The following is a 15,062-nucleotide window of genomic DNA, read 5'->3' as shown; positions in this document are numbered from 1 at the left end:
GGGGAGGGCAGATGGACCGTAGACCGATGTTCCTGGCGGCACTACTTGCCGTCAGTATCGTGGTAACGACGCTTGCCGTACCAACACTGGTGTCGGCCCGGCCGGCCTACGAAATCCCGGTTACAAACGTGGATAACGGTGCCACGCTGGATGCGGTCGACGGCGAGAGGTGGGACCAAGCTCCGTCCGCCGGCGTCTCTCTCAGCAGTTCCGGTGCGGCTGTCCCCGGTGGTGATAACAGTACGATCGACGAGGTACGCGTCGCCAGCGCGCGGACCGATGAGCGGCTGTACATTCGTCTGTCCTGGGACGATCCGACGAGAGATACCAGCGCCGACAACGTACGCCAGTTTGCCGATGCAGTCGCAATCCAAGTACCCGTCAACGAGAGCGCGCGACCACCGATTGCCATGGGTAGCACTGACAATCAGGTTAACGTCTGGTACTGGAGCGGACTGAACGACAGTCAGGAACTCCTGGCCGGGGGACCAGGAACGACTACAACCCTTGATGACCGCAACTTAGAGAGCGATGCGACGTACCGCGACGGTCGCTGGCAGGTGGTGTTGTCGCGACCGCTGGACGGAGCGGGCGATAACCGGACATCCTTCTCTGCGGAGCAAGACGTTGACGCCGCCGTCGCGGTCTGGAACGGATCGGACATGGAGCGCTCTGGTGCGAAAGCGACCAGCGAATGGCACTACCTTGCGCTCGGTCCGGGCCCGCAGGGTCCGCCCTACGAGATGATCCTCTGGCTCGTTGCCGGCCTTGGGATCGTTTTCACGACGCTGGTGACTATCGAGGGCGTCCGCCGAACGAGGGGTGAGTGACCGTGGCGACCGACGATGATGAACGGATCGAATCCGTGACTAGGACGAACGATCTGGTCAAGAACCTCGATGTGGATGCTGGCGCTCGCGGTGCTATCTACGCACTGATGGCTCAGCTGTTTACCGAAGCCGACGAGGAGCTGTACGCTGTGCTGTCCGCTGGCGAGATCACTGCCGAGTGCGACGCACTCCTCAACCGGACTACCCTCGACGTCGAGCCACCGGACCTTACCGTTGAGGAAGATCGAGAGGATCTCTCGGCGCGGTACAATGACCTGTTCGTCGTCGGCTACTCAGAGGTCGTCGATAAGACAGACGGGACCGTTCACAACGAAGGTCCTCCAGTCTCGCTATACGAGACCGATTACCGGCCGAACGTCTCCTGGAACGACGTCAACCTCGATCTGGCGCGAGCCTACGAGTACTTCGGCTGTGAGGTCGACCAAGAGGTGCGTCGCAACCACGACCACCTACGACTCGAACTGGAGTTCATGGGATATCTCTGTCGTCGCGAGGCCGCCGTCGACCCCAACGTCGCGGCTGCACGTTTGGACTTCCACGACCGTCATCTCCGGGTATTTGCTGAGGGACTGGTTGAGACACTTGGATCGGAACCGGGTACCGGCCTTTATGGCCGGCTCGGTGGCTTTTTGGATCGATTCACGAGCGCCGACCTAGAGGATCTGGCTGCCCGTAAGGATAATGAGGAGGTCGAAGGAACGTGAGCAACGAATCCTCGAGTGAGCGACCGACAGCAAGCGAGGGGGAAGGACCGAGCGGGGATACCCGTCCGATGGCCCGCCTCGATTGGGACTGGACACGTCTTGCCGTCAGTCGTGACCAAATCGTCTTTGCAGCCGGTGTCGTCGCGCTCGTGATGGTTGCATCTACGACGACGATCGACGTCGTTCGGAACCTACCCTATCGACCACTCGTCATCCCGGAGATCGTTCGCTCGCTCACGGTCAATGGAACGCCGGCTGTCGTCGCAGTCACACTCGTCGTGATCGCACTGGCGACGCGACAGGACGATATTCGCGTTGGGCTCCTCTTCGCTGGCGTATTCGGTCTGTTGGCGACGATCAGCGAGAGCGCGACCCTGCCGGCAGTCGCTGCCGTCATCGGCGGCGGCACCCTCGCATTGTTTGGGGGCCTCGGTCGACCGGCGACCTATCGCGAGGGGAGTCGGGCTGCTGTTGGAACTCTCATAATCACCGGTGTTGCCGTCTCGCTCGCAAGCAACGTCGGACTAATCGAAGTTGGCTTCCGTGGTTTCGGTGGTCTCCTTGCGCTTGCGGGCCTTGCAGCTCTCGGAGTCCTTGCGGAAGGCGACTGGGTCGCACTTGTCGCCGGCGTCCTAGCGTTTGCCTTCGTCGTCTACGCGAGCGTGACACGACCGTTCGTCGTCGGGAGCGGCCTGTTGGTAGGATTCGCCGTCGTCGACGTACCTCATCTGCTGGTCGCGCTCGCCCTCGGCGGCGGGACGGCCACAGCGGTCAGCGGTCTCCGTCGCCGTGAACACAGTCTGTCGATCGGTGCCGGTCTTCTACTGTTCGTTGGCGTCCCGGCGACGCTGCCGCGAGCGACGGCGGTGTTGCTGGGTGCGACGCTGGCACTCGTTTCGACCGAACGACTCATCGGCAAGGATTCACATGATCGGAACACCAAGGAGGTCCTAAAGTGAGAGATCCCGAGGAAGCGACCGACGGCCCGACGGACCCTCGCGTCCATCCGGAACAGAGCCCGGGATTCGGCGAGGAGCCTAAGGGGTTAGAGGATATCGAGGTGAGCCGGGACGTGACATTAGGCGAGGCGACGCCGCGGGAACTTCAGGCGACGGACTTAGGGCCGGTCGCCGAGCACTCCGCGGTGGACCTGATCGAAGATCTGGCGTCGAGCGACGTCGTCGAACGTCGACGTGCAGCGCTTGCGCTGGGCGAGGAACGACCGGCAGAGGGCGTTCTGGACGCCCTTATTGAGATCGGGCTGGCGGATGAGGATAGTGACGTCCGGCAATTCACTGTCGAGTCGCTTGGCAACCTTGCCGGTGACGGCGCGAGCGAAGAGACAAGCGAACACGCCGGTAAGGCCGCCCGACAGATGCTCGCTGACAAGGACCCTTGGGTCCGTGCAGAGGCGACCGTGGCGCTGGATCGTATCGACCGGACCGCATACGAGGAATACCTCGAAGCGTTACTCGAGGACGACCACCACGCTGTCCGGCGGAACGCAGCTATCTCCCTGTTCAAGATTCGTGGTGAGGACACCCTAGAGACGATGCTTGACCTCTCATACGACGACAGCGAGCGAATGCGAGAGTGGGCCGCCCACTTGCTGGCCGGGATCGACGATGAGCGTGCGGAACAGCGACTGGAGGAGATTGCCGCCAACAAGGACGAACCGAAGGTTGTCCGGAGCACTGCGGCGCGGTCACTGGACATCGACGCCGGCAAGTTCCGGCGACAGTTCACCGGTGGCTTGGAGAACGACAGCGCGGACCTGCCCGGCGAGAGCCGACTTAATCGACGACCGGATCTCTAATATGGTACAGGACGATCGACACGCCGACGATAGAGACGAACAAGAGAGCGAAGATACGTCAGCGATCGACATGGACGAGGTTGAGGCAGCGTTGCGGAAGGTCCGTGACCCAGAGGCTGAGATGACTGTCTTTGAGGCTGGTCTGATCGAGGACATCCGGGCGAACGACGGCCACCTCACTATCGATGTCGACCTAAGTGACTTCCCTCCTCAAGAGACCCAGTCGGTAACGATGACGTTGATGCAGGCGGTCTCCGAGGTGCCTAGCGTTGAACGTGCCCATGTCGAGCACGTCCAACCGCGACCGAAGATGGAGGGGCGGGCGGTTGGCATCGGTACCGCGGATCGCGTAATCGCCGTCGCCAGCGCGAAGGGTGGTGTCGGGAAGACCACTGTCGCGACCTCACTGGCTTGTGCGTTCGCGACGGAGGATCAGAATGTCGGTCTGTTTGACGCCGACATTCACGGCCCGAATGTTCCAGAACTGCTGTCGATCAGCGGACCGGTCCATTCCGACAAGGATGGCAATCCGATCCCGGTCGACGCCGACGGCCTTGAGGTGATGAGCGTTGGGCTGCTGTCCTCAAGTGCACCATTGGCCTGGCGTGGAGCGATGGCCCATGATGCCCTCTCGGAACTGTTCGAGGAAACTGCCTGGTCGGATCCGGACACCGTCGTGCTGGACCTGCCCCCGGGAACCGGTGACGTTGCATTGACGACACTGCAGGACGTCCCCGTCGACGGTGTCGTCTTCGTCACCACCCCATTCCACGCCGCAGTATCCGATACTCACCGCTCCCTCCAGTTGTTCGAGGAGAACGACGTCCCAGTGCTCGGAGTCGTCGCGAACATGGGTGAGTTCGTCTGCGAGGGGTGTGGTCACCCTCACGAGTTATTTGAGGGTTCGGATCTAATAGAGGCCCTAGAGGTGCCCGTGCTGGCGGAGATCCCCTTCACGTCCGAGATGCAGGAGACACCTCGGCCGACACACGGAGGGGTGACCGAATATGCGCGGGAACTCAGAATTGCTGTGCAGAACCGGATCAAAGAAATCTGGAACGTGGACGTGCCCGAGCGGGGTATCGATCTACGTGATGTACCGCCAGAGGAGCGCCGCGAACGCGTGAAGAAAGGATTCGAGAACGTAGCGTCCGGTGAATGGTTCTTCATTATCAGCGACCGCGACCCGACACCAGTGCGAGAGTACCTACTTGAGATAGTCGACAAGGAGGGCGGACTGGAGTCATTTCAAGTGAAAAGGCAGAACCCGGAAACCTGGATGGCACGGACGCAGCGGTCCTAGGGAGAAAGATATGATGAGATCTCCCGTACTTTCCCGTCTCGAAGTACCGCTTGAACATTCCATACTGATTCCAATAGCCGTGACGATGACGATGTCTGCCTATCGTTCTCTCTCTCTCTACGAGTATGGGAATCCGGTTCTCAGCTGGAGTAGTCCAGGGAGCAAAAACAGCTGGTTCACCCGTCACAACACTGTGACTGCTGAACGAGTCTTGAGTCAGCAGATCGAAATGAATCAGTTAGTCCTTTTCCGAACGAGGCAGGGATCTATCTCAACACTGTCGCCACCCAACTGCATAACTCGAGGTGACAGACAAGGATTCAGTCGAGACGTCTCTCTAAACGGCGTGTCTTCTTACTTTCGTTGCCATGGATATTCTCGACGAGATCCACCTCGATCCGGCGTTCGATCCCGAAGAAACCGTAATCTGCCGATAGGGCAAACGTTGGGTACATGCTTCGATGAAGACGGTCAAAAAATAGCGCCGAAGGATTTTTTGCGAATGCAGTTGAGGTAATAGTTGCCGGATTGTACATTAGAGGCGGCAATCTGGTATTGATGGCATGCCCGTCCGCCATGTCTTGCCCCACCAGATACTCCCTGATGAGATCGTGATGAATGGGCAGTTGGGCCCCCACCTCGCCCATTTGGAATCAACTAACACTGGATCGCACTCGTTCTCTCTCGCCTTGTGCAACGGTCACCTCTCAGGGACGATTATTGTTGCACAAGGGACTACCACACCGTGCTATCACCAGTAGTATCTGATTATCACTACGGATTTATACCCTGACACATGTAGGCCAGTGTCGCTCTTGTTTCCTATGGGAGGGGTGAGTCCACAATGCCCATGGATAGCAGGTGGACTCACCCACGACTGAGGCCTTTAGACACTTCGTTGTGCTATCGCCGAGGGGTGGTACGCGATAACACACAGGAGGAGTGTTATCTCCGTCTCTATTCAATAGGGATGCCGTCCCACGCAGTCTTTTATACGGAAACACGTTAACAATCAGACACTCATAGTTAACTAGCACTGTGTCAGCGTCATTGACGGGACGTGCTCAATGACGCCGAGAGGATACTGACGTCATCAGTAATAGTCAGACAATCGCGAAGGCCATCACAGCACCAGAGGGAACGAAGTCTCACACGCAAGCGGTGGTCTGGGCCATGGATCTCCTTGAGAAGTTGGGAAGACAACGTCGAGCGCACGAAACGGTGTGGCAAGAAGCTCGTTGTCGTTGATGAGGAGGCAGCCGACTGCTATCACAATCGTTGATACTCCGGTCTCAACGATGTTTCTCATACTCGTAGGGTTTGCAGTTATCGGCAGTCGGCTTGCGATTTGGCTCCGACGGATTCAATAAAGAATGACTCTCCAAGAGTTATCTTCCTGTTAAATAATTCCAACACTCCGACAGTATAGATATGATTATTGTGACCATTTAATGAACAAATGATACGAAGAATCTATTTGTAGATAGCGTAAGTTGTTTCTCCCACACATGGCAGATGATAACTCATCCCATCGCGGAGAAGAACCAGATCAACTCGGCACGTGGCCACTCTCACGGCGTGAATTCGGCGGACTTACCGCCGGTGCTCTTGGCGCAATCCAACTTAGTGGGCTCGCCGCTGCTGCCACCAAAAAAGCGCCAGAACAACGAGAATCAGCCTCGTATGAAGTCGCGGGATTAAAAGAATCCGCAGAGATCCTCGTCGATCAGTGGGGTGTTCCCCATATGTATGCCGAGGATGTAGAGGATATCGCGTTTGTACAGGGGTTCAACGCTGCACGTGATCGCCTCTGGCAGATCGATCTTTGGCGTCGGCGTTCGTCGGGCGAACTATCGGAGGTATTCGGTGATGAATGGATCGAACACGATCGTGGTGCGCGCCTCTTCAGTTATCGCGGCGATATCGATGAGGAGTGGGAGGCCTATGGACCCGATGCAGAAACGATCGCTACTGGGTTTGCCAACGGCGTTAACGCGTTTATCGATCAAACCAAAGAAGATCCTGATTTGTTACCGGTCGAGTTTCAAGCACTCGATTACGAACCACGGCGCTGGAAACCAGAAGACATCGTTCGAATGCGCGTCCATGCAATCACGCTCAACGTTTCGAGTGAAGTTGAGCGAGCGATCACGCTCCGAGAATTCGACGAGGATGTTGAACGGGTCCGCCAGTGGCTTGACCCCGAAGATTGGGAAATCGAAATCCCGGATGGACTTGATCTTGAGCTGATCCCCGAAGACGTTCTTGATGTCTTTGAGGCGGCAACCATGTCACATACGAGTGTTTCGTTCGACGAGGACGACATTCGTAATCCTGAGGTTCTCGATGATCTCTCGGTCCTCACGAACGGTGACGGTTCTAGTGGCAAAGAAACGTCTGACAAATCGGATTGGGCAGACGAGAAAGAGGAGATACCATCTGCAAGTAACAACTGGGTGGTCGGGCCTGAACTCACCGAAACAGGGCGACCGATTCTCGCGAACGACCCGCACCGTGCCCATAACGTTCCCTCACTACGATATATCGCGCATATCAGTTCCCCTGAGTTCGACGTCATTGGAGCGGGCGAGCCGGGGCTTCCGGGGATTTCGATTGGTCACAATGGAAATACAGCGTTCGGACTCACGATCTTCTATATCGACCAACAAGATCTGTATGTCTATGAGACGAACCCGGATGATCCAAACGAGTACCGCTACGAGGATGATTGGGAGTCCATGGAGGTGGAAACGGAAACCTTCGAGATCAGAGACGGCGATGATCAAGAAGTCGAATTGAAATTCACTCAACATGGGCCGGTGATCTACGAGGATCACGACGAGAACATCGCGTTCGCGGTCCGAACTGTCTGGACAGATCCCGGAACGACGGCTTACTTCGGCGGGATCGGATATATGCGTGCTGAGAATATTGACGAATTCCAAGACGCGATGGAGGGCGAACTCACAGCGGGCATGCAGGGATGGGGTGCGCCGCCGGAGAACCAAGTCGCTGCCGACACGGACGGAAACATCGGATGGTTTCCAGGTGGGAGAACACCCGTTCGACCTAACTGGGACGGGTTGCTTCCAGTCCCCGGGGACGGCCGCTATGAGTGGGATGGATATCAACATCAATCCAATCTACCGCGGGAGGTCAATCCTGACCGAGGCTGGCTCGCAACAGCGAACCACTTCAATCTCCCTGACGATTACCCAGTAGACGATCCGCCAATTGGCTTTGAGTGGGTAGCACCATATCGGTACCAGCGAATCGCAGAAGTTCTTAGCGAATTTGACGAGGAGAATAAACACTCGCTTCAGGATTCGACTGACCTGCAGACGGACTTTCTCTCAATTCCTATTCGGATCATTACCGAAGCGCTTGCTGAAACCGACCCGAATGAGGATCGGTTGGTCGAAGCTCGCGACTGGCTTACAGCATGGGATGCTGTTCTGGATGCTGATTCAGGCGAAGCAGCCTTGGCAGAAGTCTGGTTCGAGAAGCACCTTCAAGAAGCAGTTACCATTGAACTTATCGGGAAAGAGGCGTTTGACCACATCGGAACGGGTGATATTCGCGTACTGCTTGAGGCAATTGAGGAGCCCGAGCAGCGCTTCGGCAGTGATCCTGTTGCTACTCGTGATGAGTTGTTACTCTCAACCCTCTCTGACGCACTTGATGAGGTTGAGGAGTTACTTGGCGAGAATCGAGATAAGTGGGCATGGGGCGATTTGAAGAAGGCCTTCTTTGAGCATGCGATGTCGTCCGGCGTTGATGAAGACGCTGCTGAAACGTTAAATGTTGGACCAGAGCCAATGGGTGGAAGCGGGTACACAGTGTGGAACGCAAACTACAACGATGAGTTCCAGTTGACCTCCGGTGCATCATGGCGGATGGTTATCGACGTCGGCGGATGGGATAATTCACTAGCGATGAGTGTGCCCGGTCAGTCCGGTGATCCTGAAAGCCCGTTCTACGACAACCTACTTGATATGTTCGTCAATGGTGAGTACTTCCCACTACTCTACACCCGTGAGGCCGTTGAAGACGCCTGTACGAAGACAATCGAATTAGCTCCACAAGCGGAGGATGATTGAGCTAGGATAGCGCAGAGGAGAGTTATAGATTTTCAGTAATAACTAGTTGAAGTGGACGTAATGATTTTGTCAATATAATATACTGTAACAATCGCACGGATGAATGTCAGTCAGGGCCTGCATCTGTGTACTCTCAGAGCATGTTACTGATCGTGAGCCCACGGCCAACCAGAAGTGCGCTCGCTTCTGTTGCACGTAATGTTCACGATTACGCCGAGACGGGACCTGCTGGGCTCGTACTCGATAGCCAGACGATCGCGAAGGTTCTCACCGCGGCTGAAGGCTCGAAGCTACACACTCAGACTGTGGCCCGTATCATGGATTTCCTCGAGAAGCTGGGGAAAGACGATGTCGAGCAGACGAAACAATGTGGGAAGAAACTCGTCGTTATCGAGGAGGAAGCAGCCGACCGCTATCACGATCGTTGTGATCGGGATCTCGAGCACTCCCGCAGAGAACGTGATATCCTACCAACAGGGGCATAGTCCGAGCTACCCTCACTAGGCACGCCCTCCTCTCCTAGTGACAACTCCGAGTAATTTCTCCCTGATGATCTCTCGGAATCGGAGATGGACTTCCTATCGTTCTGGTACTGTGTAGCTGACGCTGTCTCTCCTCTTCGAAACGCGCACCCCTCGGCGTGGAACTTCGAACTCACGCGTTTCGAACACAGCACCTTACGAAAGCGAGGATAACTGTCTTGCTCACTATAGTATCCTTATTCGCGTGCAAGACGTAGATCAATGAGATGGCCACTAACCCGGTCCATATCGTCGATGTATTCGCACAGGGAACATACACAGGTAATCAACTGGCAGTCGTTCGTGAGGCTGCCAATCTTTCCACCGACGAGATGCTTGCGTTCACCCGCGAGACGAACTTCTCCGAAGCCACTTTCATCGAATCAGCCGACACAACCGTCGGTGAATATGACGTTCGAATCTTTGACCCCGCCGAGGAAATCCCGTTTGCTGGCCATCCAACACTGGGTACAGCGTTCGTAATTCGTGAGTATCTCACAGACGATCGTCCAGATCAACTCACACTCAACCTTGGCGTGGGCGAAATCCCTGTTTGGGTCGAAGCAGACGGCGATGATGAGATCTACTGGATGAAACAGATCCAGCCCTCTTTTGAAGAAGAGTTCGCACCGAATCTAATCGCAGATATCCTTGGGCTCAATCAATCTGATATCGACGAGTATCCAATCACACTCGTCTCGACAGGCCTTCCAACCGTTATTGTCCCGTTGACCTCTCTCGATGCCGTTCAGCGAGCCGAGACGCAACTAGACCGATACTACAGTGATCTTATCGATCCGATCGGCAATGTGAACCTCCTCGTGTTCGCTCCTGAGACGTACGGCAATAACGACCTGAACGTCCGCGTGTTTGCCGATTGTGGGGGCGTCCCGGAAGACCCTGCGACTGGTTCCTCGAATGGATGTCTTGCCGCTTACCTCGTTCAGTACGATTATTTTGATGCTGATAGGATCGAGGTGACTGTCGAACAGGGATACGAGATAAATCGTCCCTCACTCCTCCAGCTCCGAGCATCCCAATCAGCAGACGATATCGAGATTGAAGTCGGTGGGCGCGTACTGCCGGTTTTGAGTGGGCACCTCCAGTAACTCTACACGCTTCTTAAGACGGTTCTACTGTGCGTCCTCTTCATGCTATACCAAGCAGAAACGTACAGTAGCATCCCCAGTAGACTCAGTTGATAATAGATCCCATTTTAACGCATTATACTCATTATTCCTAGACGATAATACGCTGCTCAAGATATTCATTAAGTTCTGCTCGGACAGCATCCACAGCGATCGCGTCAGTTGTTGCGTAGCGCTCTATGGCTCCTGCAATCGTCGTCAAGATGTATTCACTAACTTGCTCGACAGCCAGATCCTGCATAACACCTTGATCAATTCCCGCTTGCAAAATTGATTGCAATTGCTCCTTCAGTGCAGCATCGATATCGACGATTCGTTCTCGATAGGCTGCATTGGAGACGGCTTGGGCTCGTATCTCGACGTAGGCTCCTAATGGAAGAGTCGTCTCTTGAGGATCGGCATCCGTTGACGCAAAAATCTGATCGATAAACAGTCGAAGGTCAGCAACTGGATCCATCTTGGATTCTACCTTGAATCCTTCTTGGATATCTTCCAGTACACGTTCAAGAAACGCAAGCAGGAGTTCGTCTTTGTTCTCATAGTGATAGTATATCGAGGATTTGTTAATATCGGTAAAGTCGGCAATCCGCTGAATCGAGAGCCCGGCATAGCCATACTGATAGAGAGCTTTATACGTCGCCCAGAGGATCTGATCTGGTGTCGTTACCGGATCCCCATCGAAGGGAACGAACTGTGCCATAGAGTACGTTCAGTGATACGCTAATTACTACTTTACCCTTCGGAGGTACATCTTCGCTGCACCTATCTCCCCCACCTAGGAGTCTATAACCTGACATCCCTTGAAGGGAACTCGGTAAGCAGAGTACTTATTGTCTACCGAACGTTCGTTTGGTATATGAGGCTCCGCAACCAGGTCGTGCACGAAGGGACGGACCACCAAACGACGCGGCAGGGAGATCAGTAATGAGCGTCGAACCGACCAGAGATCAGCAGTTAGACGATGGTCTTGCAGGTGCTATCGATCGAATCCTCGATAAGGGGTTAGTCATTAATGCTGACGTTGTTATTGATGTCGCTGGGACAGAACTGCTCGGCATCAAGATTCGTGCCGCATTAGCCTCGTTCGAGACAGCAGCTGAGTATGGCCTTGAATTTCCCGCTGGCACGGAAGAAACACGAGCATTCGCCGAAGCGAAAGCGCGCAATGAGGCATGCCTTCAGTGTGGAAAGCGCGTCGAAAAAGAGGTCCTTCTTACCGACGAGTGTCCCTGGTGTGGTTGGCAAAGTGCTCGAGCACAGCGCTTAGACGACCAAGCAGACTCCCCGAGTGAACCTAATTCTCTTGAGTCCTCGCCTGACCACACAATGGAGGTCGTTACCGACGAGCTGGAAGTCGATAATGATCACGACTAGTCTACAAACAAGTAGAGTGAGGAAAACTGTGTTTACTAACGCCGCTGGATTGAAACGACGGTACAGATCAGACAGCCCACCACAAGAGGCCGATGCCCGATGACGGTGGAGGTCGACGAGGAAGAACTCGAACAGGGGTTGCTGGGGCTTATTATGGCCGTTGTCGAGATTCTCAAGGAGGTCATCGACGAACAAGCGCTCAATTTGGTCGAAAAAGGCGTTCTCGACGATGAAGCGGCCGAACAGCTCGGGCAGTCACTGATGGATCTGGATGAAACCATCCGGCAGATCGAAGACGAACATGACCTCGACGAGACGGCTTCTGAAACCAAAAAACAGCTCGACCGAACTGTCGATGACGTCCTCAATACTGCAATCAATCCCAACGCATGGGTTGAGGAGATCGCAGAACAAGAGCGAGCGCAAGGACCGATGATCGACTCCACTGACTCTCAATCTGGGTCTACTCTCGATACCTCGGAGGCCGATCGGAATGAGTGATAGTCTGTATGCCTATTGTTTCGCTGATATCGATACTGAGATCGAAGACGGGCACTCATTCGGAAGCGGAGTCGATGAGGAACCGGTCTTAGTACTCATCGAAGACGGAGTGGGGGCAGTCGTCCATGAGTGCCCAGATGAAGCATACGATACTGACGAGAGAGAGCAGGCCGAGAGGTGGATCAAACAGCACAACGAGACCATCGAACGTGTAGCAGCCGAACTTGGACCGGCTCTTCCGATGACTTTCGATACGATCTTCGAAAGCGAACATGCCATCCGCCGTTTTCTTGTGACCCATATCGAGCAAATTTCTGAGAGATTAGAGATGCTGGCCGGAATGGACGAATACGGCGTACGTATCTATTGTGAAGAAGAGCTGTTGATTGACGAAGCTACACAGCCGACCGAAACCGAAGACGCTGGTGGCGCAGCGTTTTTCGAAGAGATGAAACGGGATAAACAGCGCAAACAGGAGATAGCTGCGAACATCAAAGACCGGTTCCAGTTGTACTTCCAGCGGATTGATTCAGCCGTTATTGAGGCCACTGAAGAAGATCTCGATGAAGAGCCCGACAAAGAGCGAGGACGCAATGTCCTCACGGTGTCCTGTCTCGTTTCCGATCAGGAGATACAGGGACTAAAGCAGGAATTAGATGAGATCAACGATGAGGATGGCGTTGAAGTCGTGTTCACTGGTCCTTGGCTCCCATATTCGTTTGTCGGAGCCTTGGGAAATACTGTAGCCAGCACCGAGGATAGGTAGAAATGGAACCAAAAGACGAATCCGTCGAAGAAGGTGTTGCTGGCCTCCTCAACCGGGCCCTGAACAAGGGCGCGATTCTCAATGCAGATCTCCTAATCACGGTGAATGACATTCCACTTGTCGCTGTGCGCCTCCAGGCAGCGATCGCTAATATGGAACTCATGGTCAAATACGGTATCATGACCGACTGGGATCCAGCAGTGCGCCATATTGATGATGAGTATCTTGCTCAGCACGGGAGAGATCCGACTCTCGATGGCACCACTTCTGAAGAAGGAAATCACCAGAATGGCTGATTCGCGAGAATAATAATTGTGGAGAAGAGTTTAGTCTATCTCCTTGCCGGGATGCAAGGAGGAGCGAATAGAATCAGTATACTTCGGTCGCTTCGTGAGCAACCCAAAAATGCTAATCAACTCGCTACTGAATTAGATCTGAATTATAAGACTGTTCGTCACCATCTTGGACTTCTGACGGATCATGGGCTCGTCACAACAACTAATAATCAGTATGGTAAACTATATTTTACAACTGATGAATTTGCCGGTCATCAGGAAACGTTCGAACGGATTACAGCGGATGTTGATAGTGGTAACTCTCGAGATAACGAGAAACACATGTAATCTACTGTGTCGAAGAGGATTCTTATAATCAAACAACTGAATGTTCGATTATGGTCGATAACCACAGGTCTGAAAGAAAACTGGGGCGGCAGAAGGCCGGTATGATTGTGAACGCCGACGCGGGCCTCGCTGGCGGGCAGTGTGCTCGTGATATAGCTGCGCGTGGCCACGAGGTCGGCGTCCTCGAAACCGAGTCTAAAATCGTGTGAGTACTATATTTAATACGGAGTAGTATCGTATCTAACTGCAGGGTATGTGCCTGATCTGAAGAGAAGTGCAGGACTGAGGCCATAGTTGACTCCAGCACTCCTCACAGCACTCAGGCATGCATGCCCTCCTGTAGACTAAACGGTCAGTCACGCCTGAGCAGCTACCACTAGCGCCGGAGAGAATATATGCTATTGTATTTAGAGCCATTTGTATAATAGAAAGAACGTATTAACACTCTATAATTCTATACTAAAGTGGTGGGATAGTAGTGCATAAATAAATATATTATCGTACTGGTAACTAATAAGTAGTCTATACAATTGTTTCATGGGAGGGGCAACCCTCCCGGTCCCGACCACGGCCTCAGGGTCGGGACCTCATTCATGCTCACTCTGATTAGAGAGAGGTAGATGCAAGGAGGCCTCTGCGACTAGTAGGAAACGAACTCACGCCTGTACCCACTCAACAGTTTCCTCAAGATCGTCCTTGCAGATGTACTCCGAGAGCACGTTATCGGTTAAGACGTAGTAGTCGGCATCGGTCGCACATGGGCGCGGCATATTGCGCTCGAGTCCAAAGACGAGATCGACATCCGATTAATCGAGACGTTTGGTTCCCTCTACATCACTCTCAATGGACCACATAGTTCTTCTAGATCTCTGAGAAAAACGTCTGTTCTGTCTTAGAGGAAGAGATTACTGTATAGCACCTTTTGTCTGTTTACCGCTCAATAACCTCGACAAGCAGCTCTTTTCGAGGTTGAGCAGTAATCGCAATTGCCCGTTCAAACTCTTCTGTTACTGGTCGAAATTCCCACTCACGAAGAATCATCGCAAGCGCTGTTTTGAGTTCAGCTTTTGCGAACGTTTCTCCAATACAGACATTTGGTCCACCACCAAATGGACAATATGCGAAGTTCGGGTTTTCCGCTTCGATAGCAGACGTCCCTCGCCATCGATCTGGATTAAATGTATCCGGATCCGTATACCACCGCTCATCGCGTTGTACGGCAAATACAGGAAGAACTACCGTTGCATTTGTGGGGATATCGGCCGTGGTGAATCGCCAGACGTAGTTTGATTTCACTGGTTCACGGTCTGCCTGATGTTGTGGACGGCACACATCAAGACGAGTTCTCGGAACTC

The 15,062-nt window shown here is 54.0% G+C and carries 17 protein-coding genes; 14 read left to right on the top strand and 3 right to left on the bottom strand.

All coding sequences use genetic code 11. From position 1 onward, the window contains the following. Window positions 1-11 precede the first annotated feature (11 nt). Genes EAO80_RS13400 through EAO80_RS13380 form a run of 5 tightly spaced genes read left to right on the top strand, consistent with a single transcriptional unit; the run spans window position 12 to window position 4,674 of the window. Window positions 12-830, top strand: a complete 819-nt coding sequence (locus tag EAO80_RS13400) for an ethylbenzene dehydrogenase-related protein (RefSeq protein ID WP_122090384.1) — start codon at window positions 12-14, stop codon at window positions 828-830. A gap of 2 nt (window positions 831-832) precedes the next feature. After that, on the top strand, window positions 833-1,555 hold the full coding sequence (locus EAO80_RS13395) for a molecular chaperone TorD family protein (protein WP_281273041.1): 723 nt from the start codon (window positions 833-835) through the stop codon (window positions 1,553-1,555). Beyond that, the gene (locus EAO80_RS13390) at window positions 1,552-2,514 is read left to right on the top strand and encodes a phosphate ABC transporter permease (protein WP_162994008.1); all 963 of its coding nucleotides are present in this window, start codon (window positions 1,552-1,554) and stop codon (window positions 2,512-2,514) included. Before EAO80_RS13395 ends, EAO80_RS13390 begins: the two co-directional genes overlap by 4 nt. Continuing rightward, entirely contained in the window at window positions 2,511-3,371 is an 861-nt protein-coding gene (locus EAO80_RS13385) for a HEAT repeat domain-containing protein (protein ID WP_122090382.1), read from the top strand. The genes EAO80_RS13390 and EAO80_RS13385 overlap by 4 nt, the downstream gene beginning before the upstream one ends. Before the next feature lies 1 nt (window position 3,372). Then, complete coding sequence (locus tag EAO80_RS13380) at window positions 3,373-4,674, top strand: P-loop NTPase (protein ID WP_245998624.1); 1,302 nt, start codon at window positions 3,373-3,375, stop codon at window positions 4,672-4,674. 320 nt (window positions 4,675-4,994) lie between these two features. Here the strand turns inward: EAO80_RS13380 and EAO80_RS13375 are convergent, their stop codons facing one another. Further along, the gene (locus EAO80_RS13375; RefSeq protein ID WP_122090381.1) at window positions 4,995-5,321 is read right to left on the bottom strand and encodes a hypothetical protein; all 327 of its coding nucleotides are present in this window, start codon (window positions 5,319-5,321) and stop codon (window positions 4,995-4,997) included. 861 nt (window positions 5,322-6,182) lie between these two features. Here EAO80_RS13375 and EAO80_RS13365 point away from each other — a divergent pair. The 3 genes from EAO80_RS13365 to EAO80_RS13355 all read left to right on the top strand — a co-directional run bounded on the left by EAO80_RS13365 (window position 6,183) and on the right by EAO80_RS13355 (window position 10,404). After that, window positions 6,183-8,774, top strand: a complete 2,592-nt coding sequence (locus tag EAO80_RS13365; protein ID WP_245998623.1) for a penicillin acylase family protein — start codon at window positions 6,183-6,185, stop codon at window positions 8,772-8,774. Between the two features lie 317 nt (window positions 8,775-9,091). Next, a complete protein-coding gene (locus EAO80_RS20405; protein WP_245998621.1) occupies window positions 9,092-9,259 on the top strand; it encodes a hypothetical protein in 168 nt (55 codons plus the stop codon). A 263-nt stretch (window positions 9,260-9,522) separates the two neighbouring features. Beyond that, window positions 9,523-10,404 carry a PhzF family phenazine biosynthesis protein gene (locus tag EAO80_RS13355; RefSeq protein WP_122090379.1) on the top strand — a complete coding sequence of 294 codons (882 nt, stop codon included), beginning with the start codon at window positions 9,523-9,525 and terminating at the stop codon, window positions 10,402-10,404. A 130-nt stretch (window positions 10,405-10,534) separates the two neighbouring features. On the opposite strand, the gene EAO80_RS13350 is transcribed toward EAO80_RS13355, so the two are convergent. Then, the gene (locus EAO80_RS13350) at window positions 10,535-11,143 is read right to left on the bottom strand and encodes a TetR/AcrR family transcriptional regulator (RefSeq protein WP_122090378.1); all 609 of its coding nucleotides are present in this window, start codon (window positions 11,141-11,143) and stop codon (window positions 10,535-10,537) included. A 224-nt stretch (window positions 11,144-11,367) separates the two neighbouring features. On the opposite strand from EAO80_RS13350, the gene EAO80_RS13345 reads away from it, so the two are divergent. The 6 genes from EAO80_RS13345 (at window position 11,368) to EAO80_RS19815 (ending at window position 13,916) form a co-directional block, all read left to right on the top strand. Continuing rightward, entirely contained in the window at window positions 11,368-11,817 is a 450-nt protein-coding gene (locus EAO80_RS13345) for a gas vesicle protein (RefSeq protein WP_122090377.1), read from the top strand. 99 nt (window positions 11,818-11,916) lie between these two features. Then, window positions 11,917-12,318 carry a gas vesicle protein GvpK gene (gene gvpK, locus EAO80_RS13340; protein ID WP_122090376.1) on the top strand — a complete coding sequence of 134 codons (402 nt, stop codon included), beginning with the start codon at window positions 11,917-11,919 and terminating at the stop codon, window positions 12,316-12,318. Continuing rightward, window positions 12,311-13,084, top strand: coding sequence for a GvpL/GvpF family gas vesicle protein (locus tag EAO80_RS13335; protein ID WP_122090375.1), 774 nt, complete (start codon window positions 12,311-12,313; stop codon window positions 13,082-13,084). Before gvpK ends, EAO80_RS13335 begins: the two co-directional genes overlap by 8 nt. A gap of 2 nt (window positions 13,085-13,086) precedes the next feature. Continuing rightward, a complete protein-coding gene (gvpJ, locus tag EAO80_RS13330; protein ID WP_122090374.1) occupies window positions 13,087-13,380 on the top strand; it encodes a gas vesicle protein GvpJ in 294 nt (97 codons plus the stop codon). Between the two features lie 51 nt (window positions 13,381-13,431). Further along, window positions 13,432-13,707 (top strand): ArsR/SmtB family transcription factor, encoded by a 276-nt coding sequence (locus EAO80_RS13325; protein ID WP_394343435.1) that lies wholly within the window; start codon window positions 13,432-13,434, stop codon window positions 13,705-13,707. 50 nt (window positions 13,708-13,757) lie between these two features. Continuing rightward, on the top strand, window positions 13,758-13,916 hold the full coding sequence (locus EAO80_RS19815) for a hypothetical protein (protein WP_162994006.1): 159 nt from the start codon (window positions 13,758-13,760) through the stop codon (window positions 13,914-13,916). A 721-nt stretch (window positions 13,917-14,637) separates the two neighbouring features. Here the strand turns inward: EAO80_RS19815 and EAO80_RS13315 are convergent. Next, a partial coding sequence (locus EAO80_RS13315; RefSeq protein ID WP_122090372.1) for a cytochrome P450 occupies window positions 14,638-15,062 on the bottom strand: 425 nt, incomplete at its 5' end.

The sequence above is a fragment of the Halalkalicoccus subterraneus genome, from assembly GCF_003697815.1.
GTDB lineage: Archaea > Halobacteriota > Halobacteria > Halobacteriales > Halalkalicoccaceae > Halalkalicoccus > Halalkalicoccus subterraneus.
This window is presented reverse-complemented; position numbering and strand designations above follow the sequence as displayed.

Coding starts and splice junctions, on each gene's coding strand:
- EAO80_RS13400 (WP_122090384.1), top strand. CDS start 12: ATGGACCGTAGACCGATGTTCCTGGCGGCACTACTTGCCGTCAGTATC.
- EAO80_RS13380 (WP_245998624.1), top strand. CDS start 3,373: ATGGTACAGGACGATCGACACGCCGACGATAGAGACGAACAAGAGAGC.
- EAO80_RS13375 (WP_122090381.1), bottom strand. CDS start 5,321: ATGGGCGAGGTGGGGGCCCAACTGCCCATTCATCACGATCTCATCAGG.
- EAO80_RS13365 (WP_245998623.1), top strand. CDS start 6,183: ATGGCAGATGATAACTCATCCCATCGCGGAGAAGAACCAGATCAACTC.
- EAO80_RS20405 (WP_245998621.1), top strand. CDS start 9,092: ATGGATTTCCTCGAGAAGCTGGGGAAAGACGATGTCGAGCAGACGAAA.
- EAO80_RS13355 (WP_122090379.1), top strand. CDS start 9,523: ATGGCCACTAACCCGGTCCATATCGTCGATGTATTCGCACAGGGAACA.
- EAO80_RS13350 (WP_122090378.1), bottom strand. CDS start 11,143: ATGGCACAGTTCGTTCCCTTCGATGGGGATCCGGTAACGACACCAGAT.
- EAO80_RS13345 (WP_122090377.1), top strand. CDS start 11,368: ATGAGCGTCGAACCGACCAGAGATCAGCAGTTAGACGATGGTCTTGCA.
- gvpK (WP_122090376.1), top strand. CDS start 11,917: ATGACGGTGGAGGTCGACGAGGAAGAACTCGAACAGGGGTTGCTGGGG.
- EAO80_RS13335 (WP_122090375.1), top strand. CDS start 12,311: ATGAGTGATAGTCTGTATGCCTATTGTTTCGCTGATATCGATACTGAG.
- gvpJ (WP_122090374.1), top strand. CDS start 13,087: ATGGAACCAAAAGACGAATCCGTCGAAGAAGGTGTTGCTGGCCTCCTC.
- EAO80_RS13325 (WP_394343435.1), top strand. CDS start 13,432: ATGCAAGGAGGAGCGAATAGAATCAGTATACTTCGGTCGCTTCGTGAG.
- EAO80_RS19815 (WP_162994006.1), top strand. CDS start 13,758: ATGGTCGATAACCACAGGTCTGAAAGAAAACTGGGGCGGCAGAAGGCC.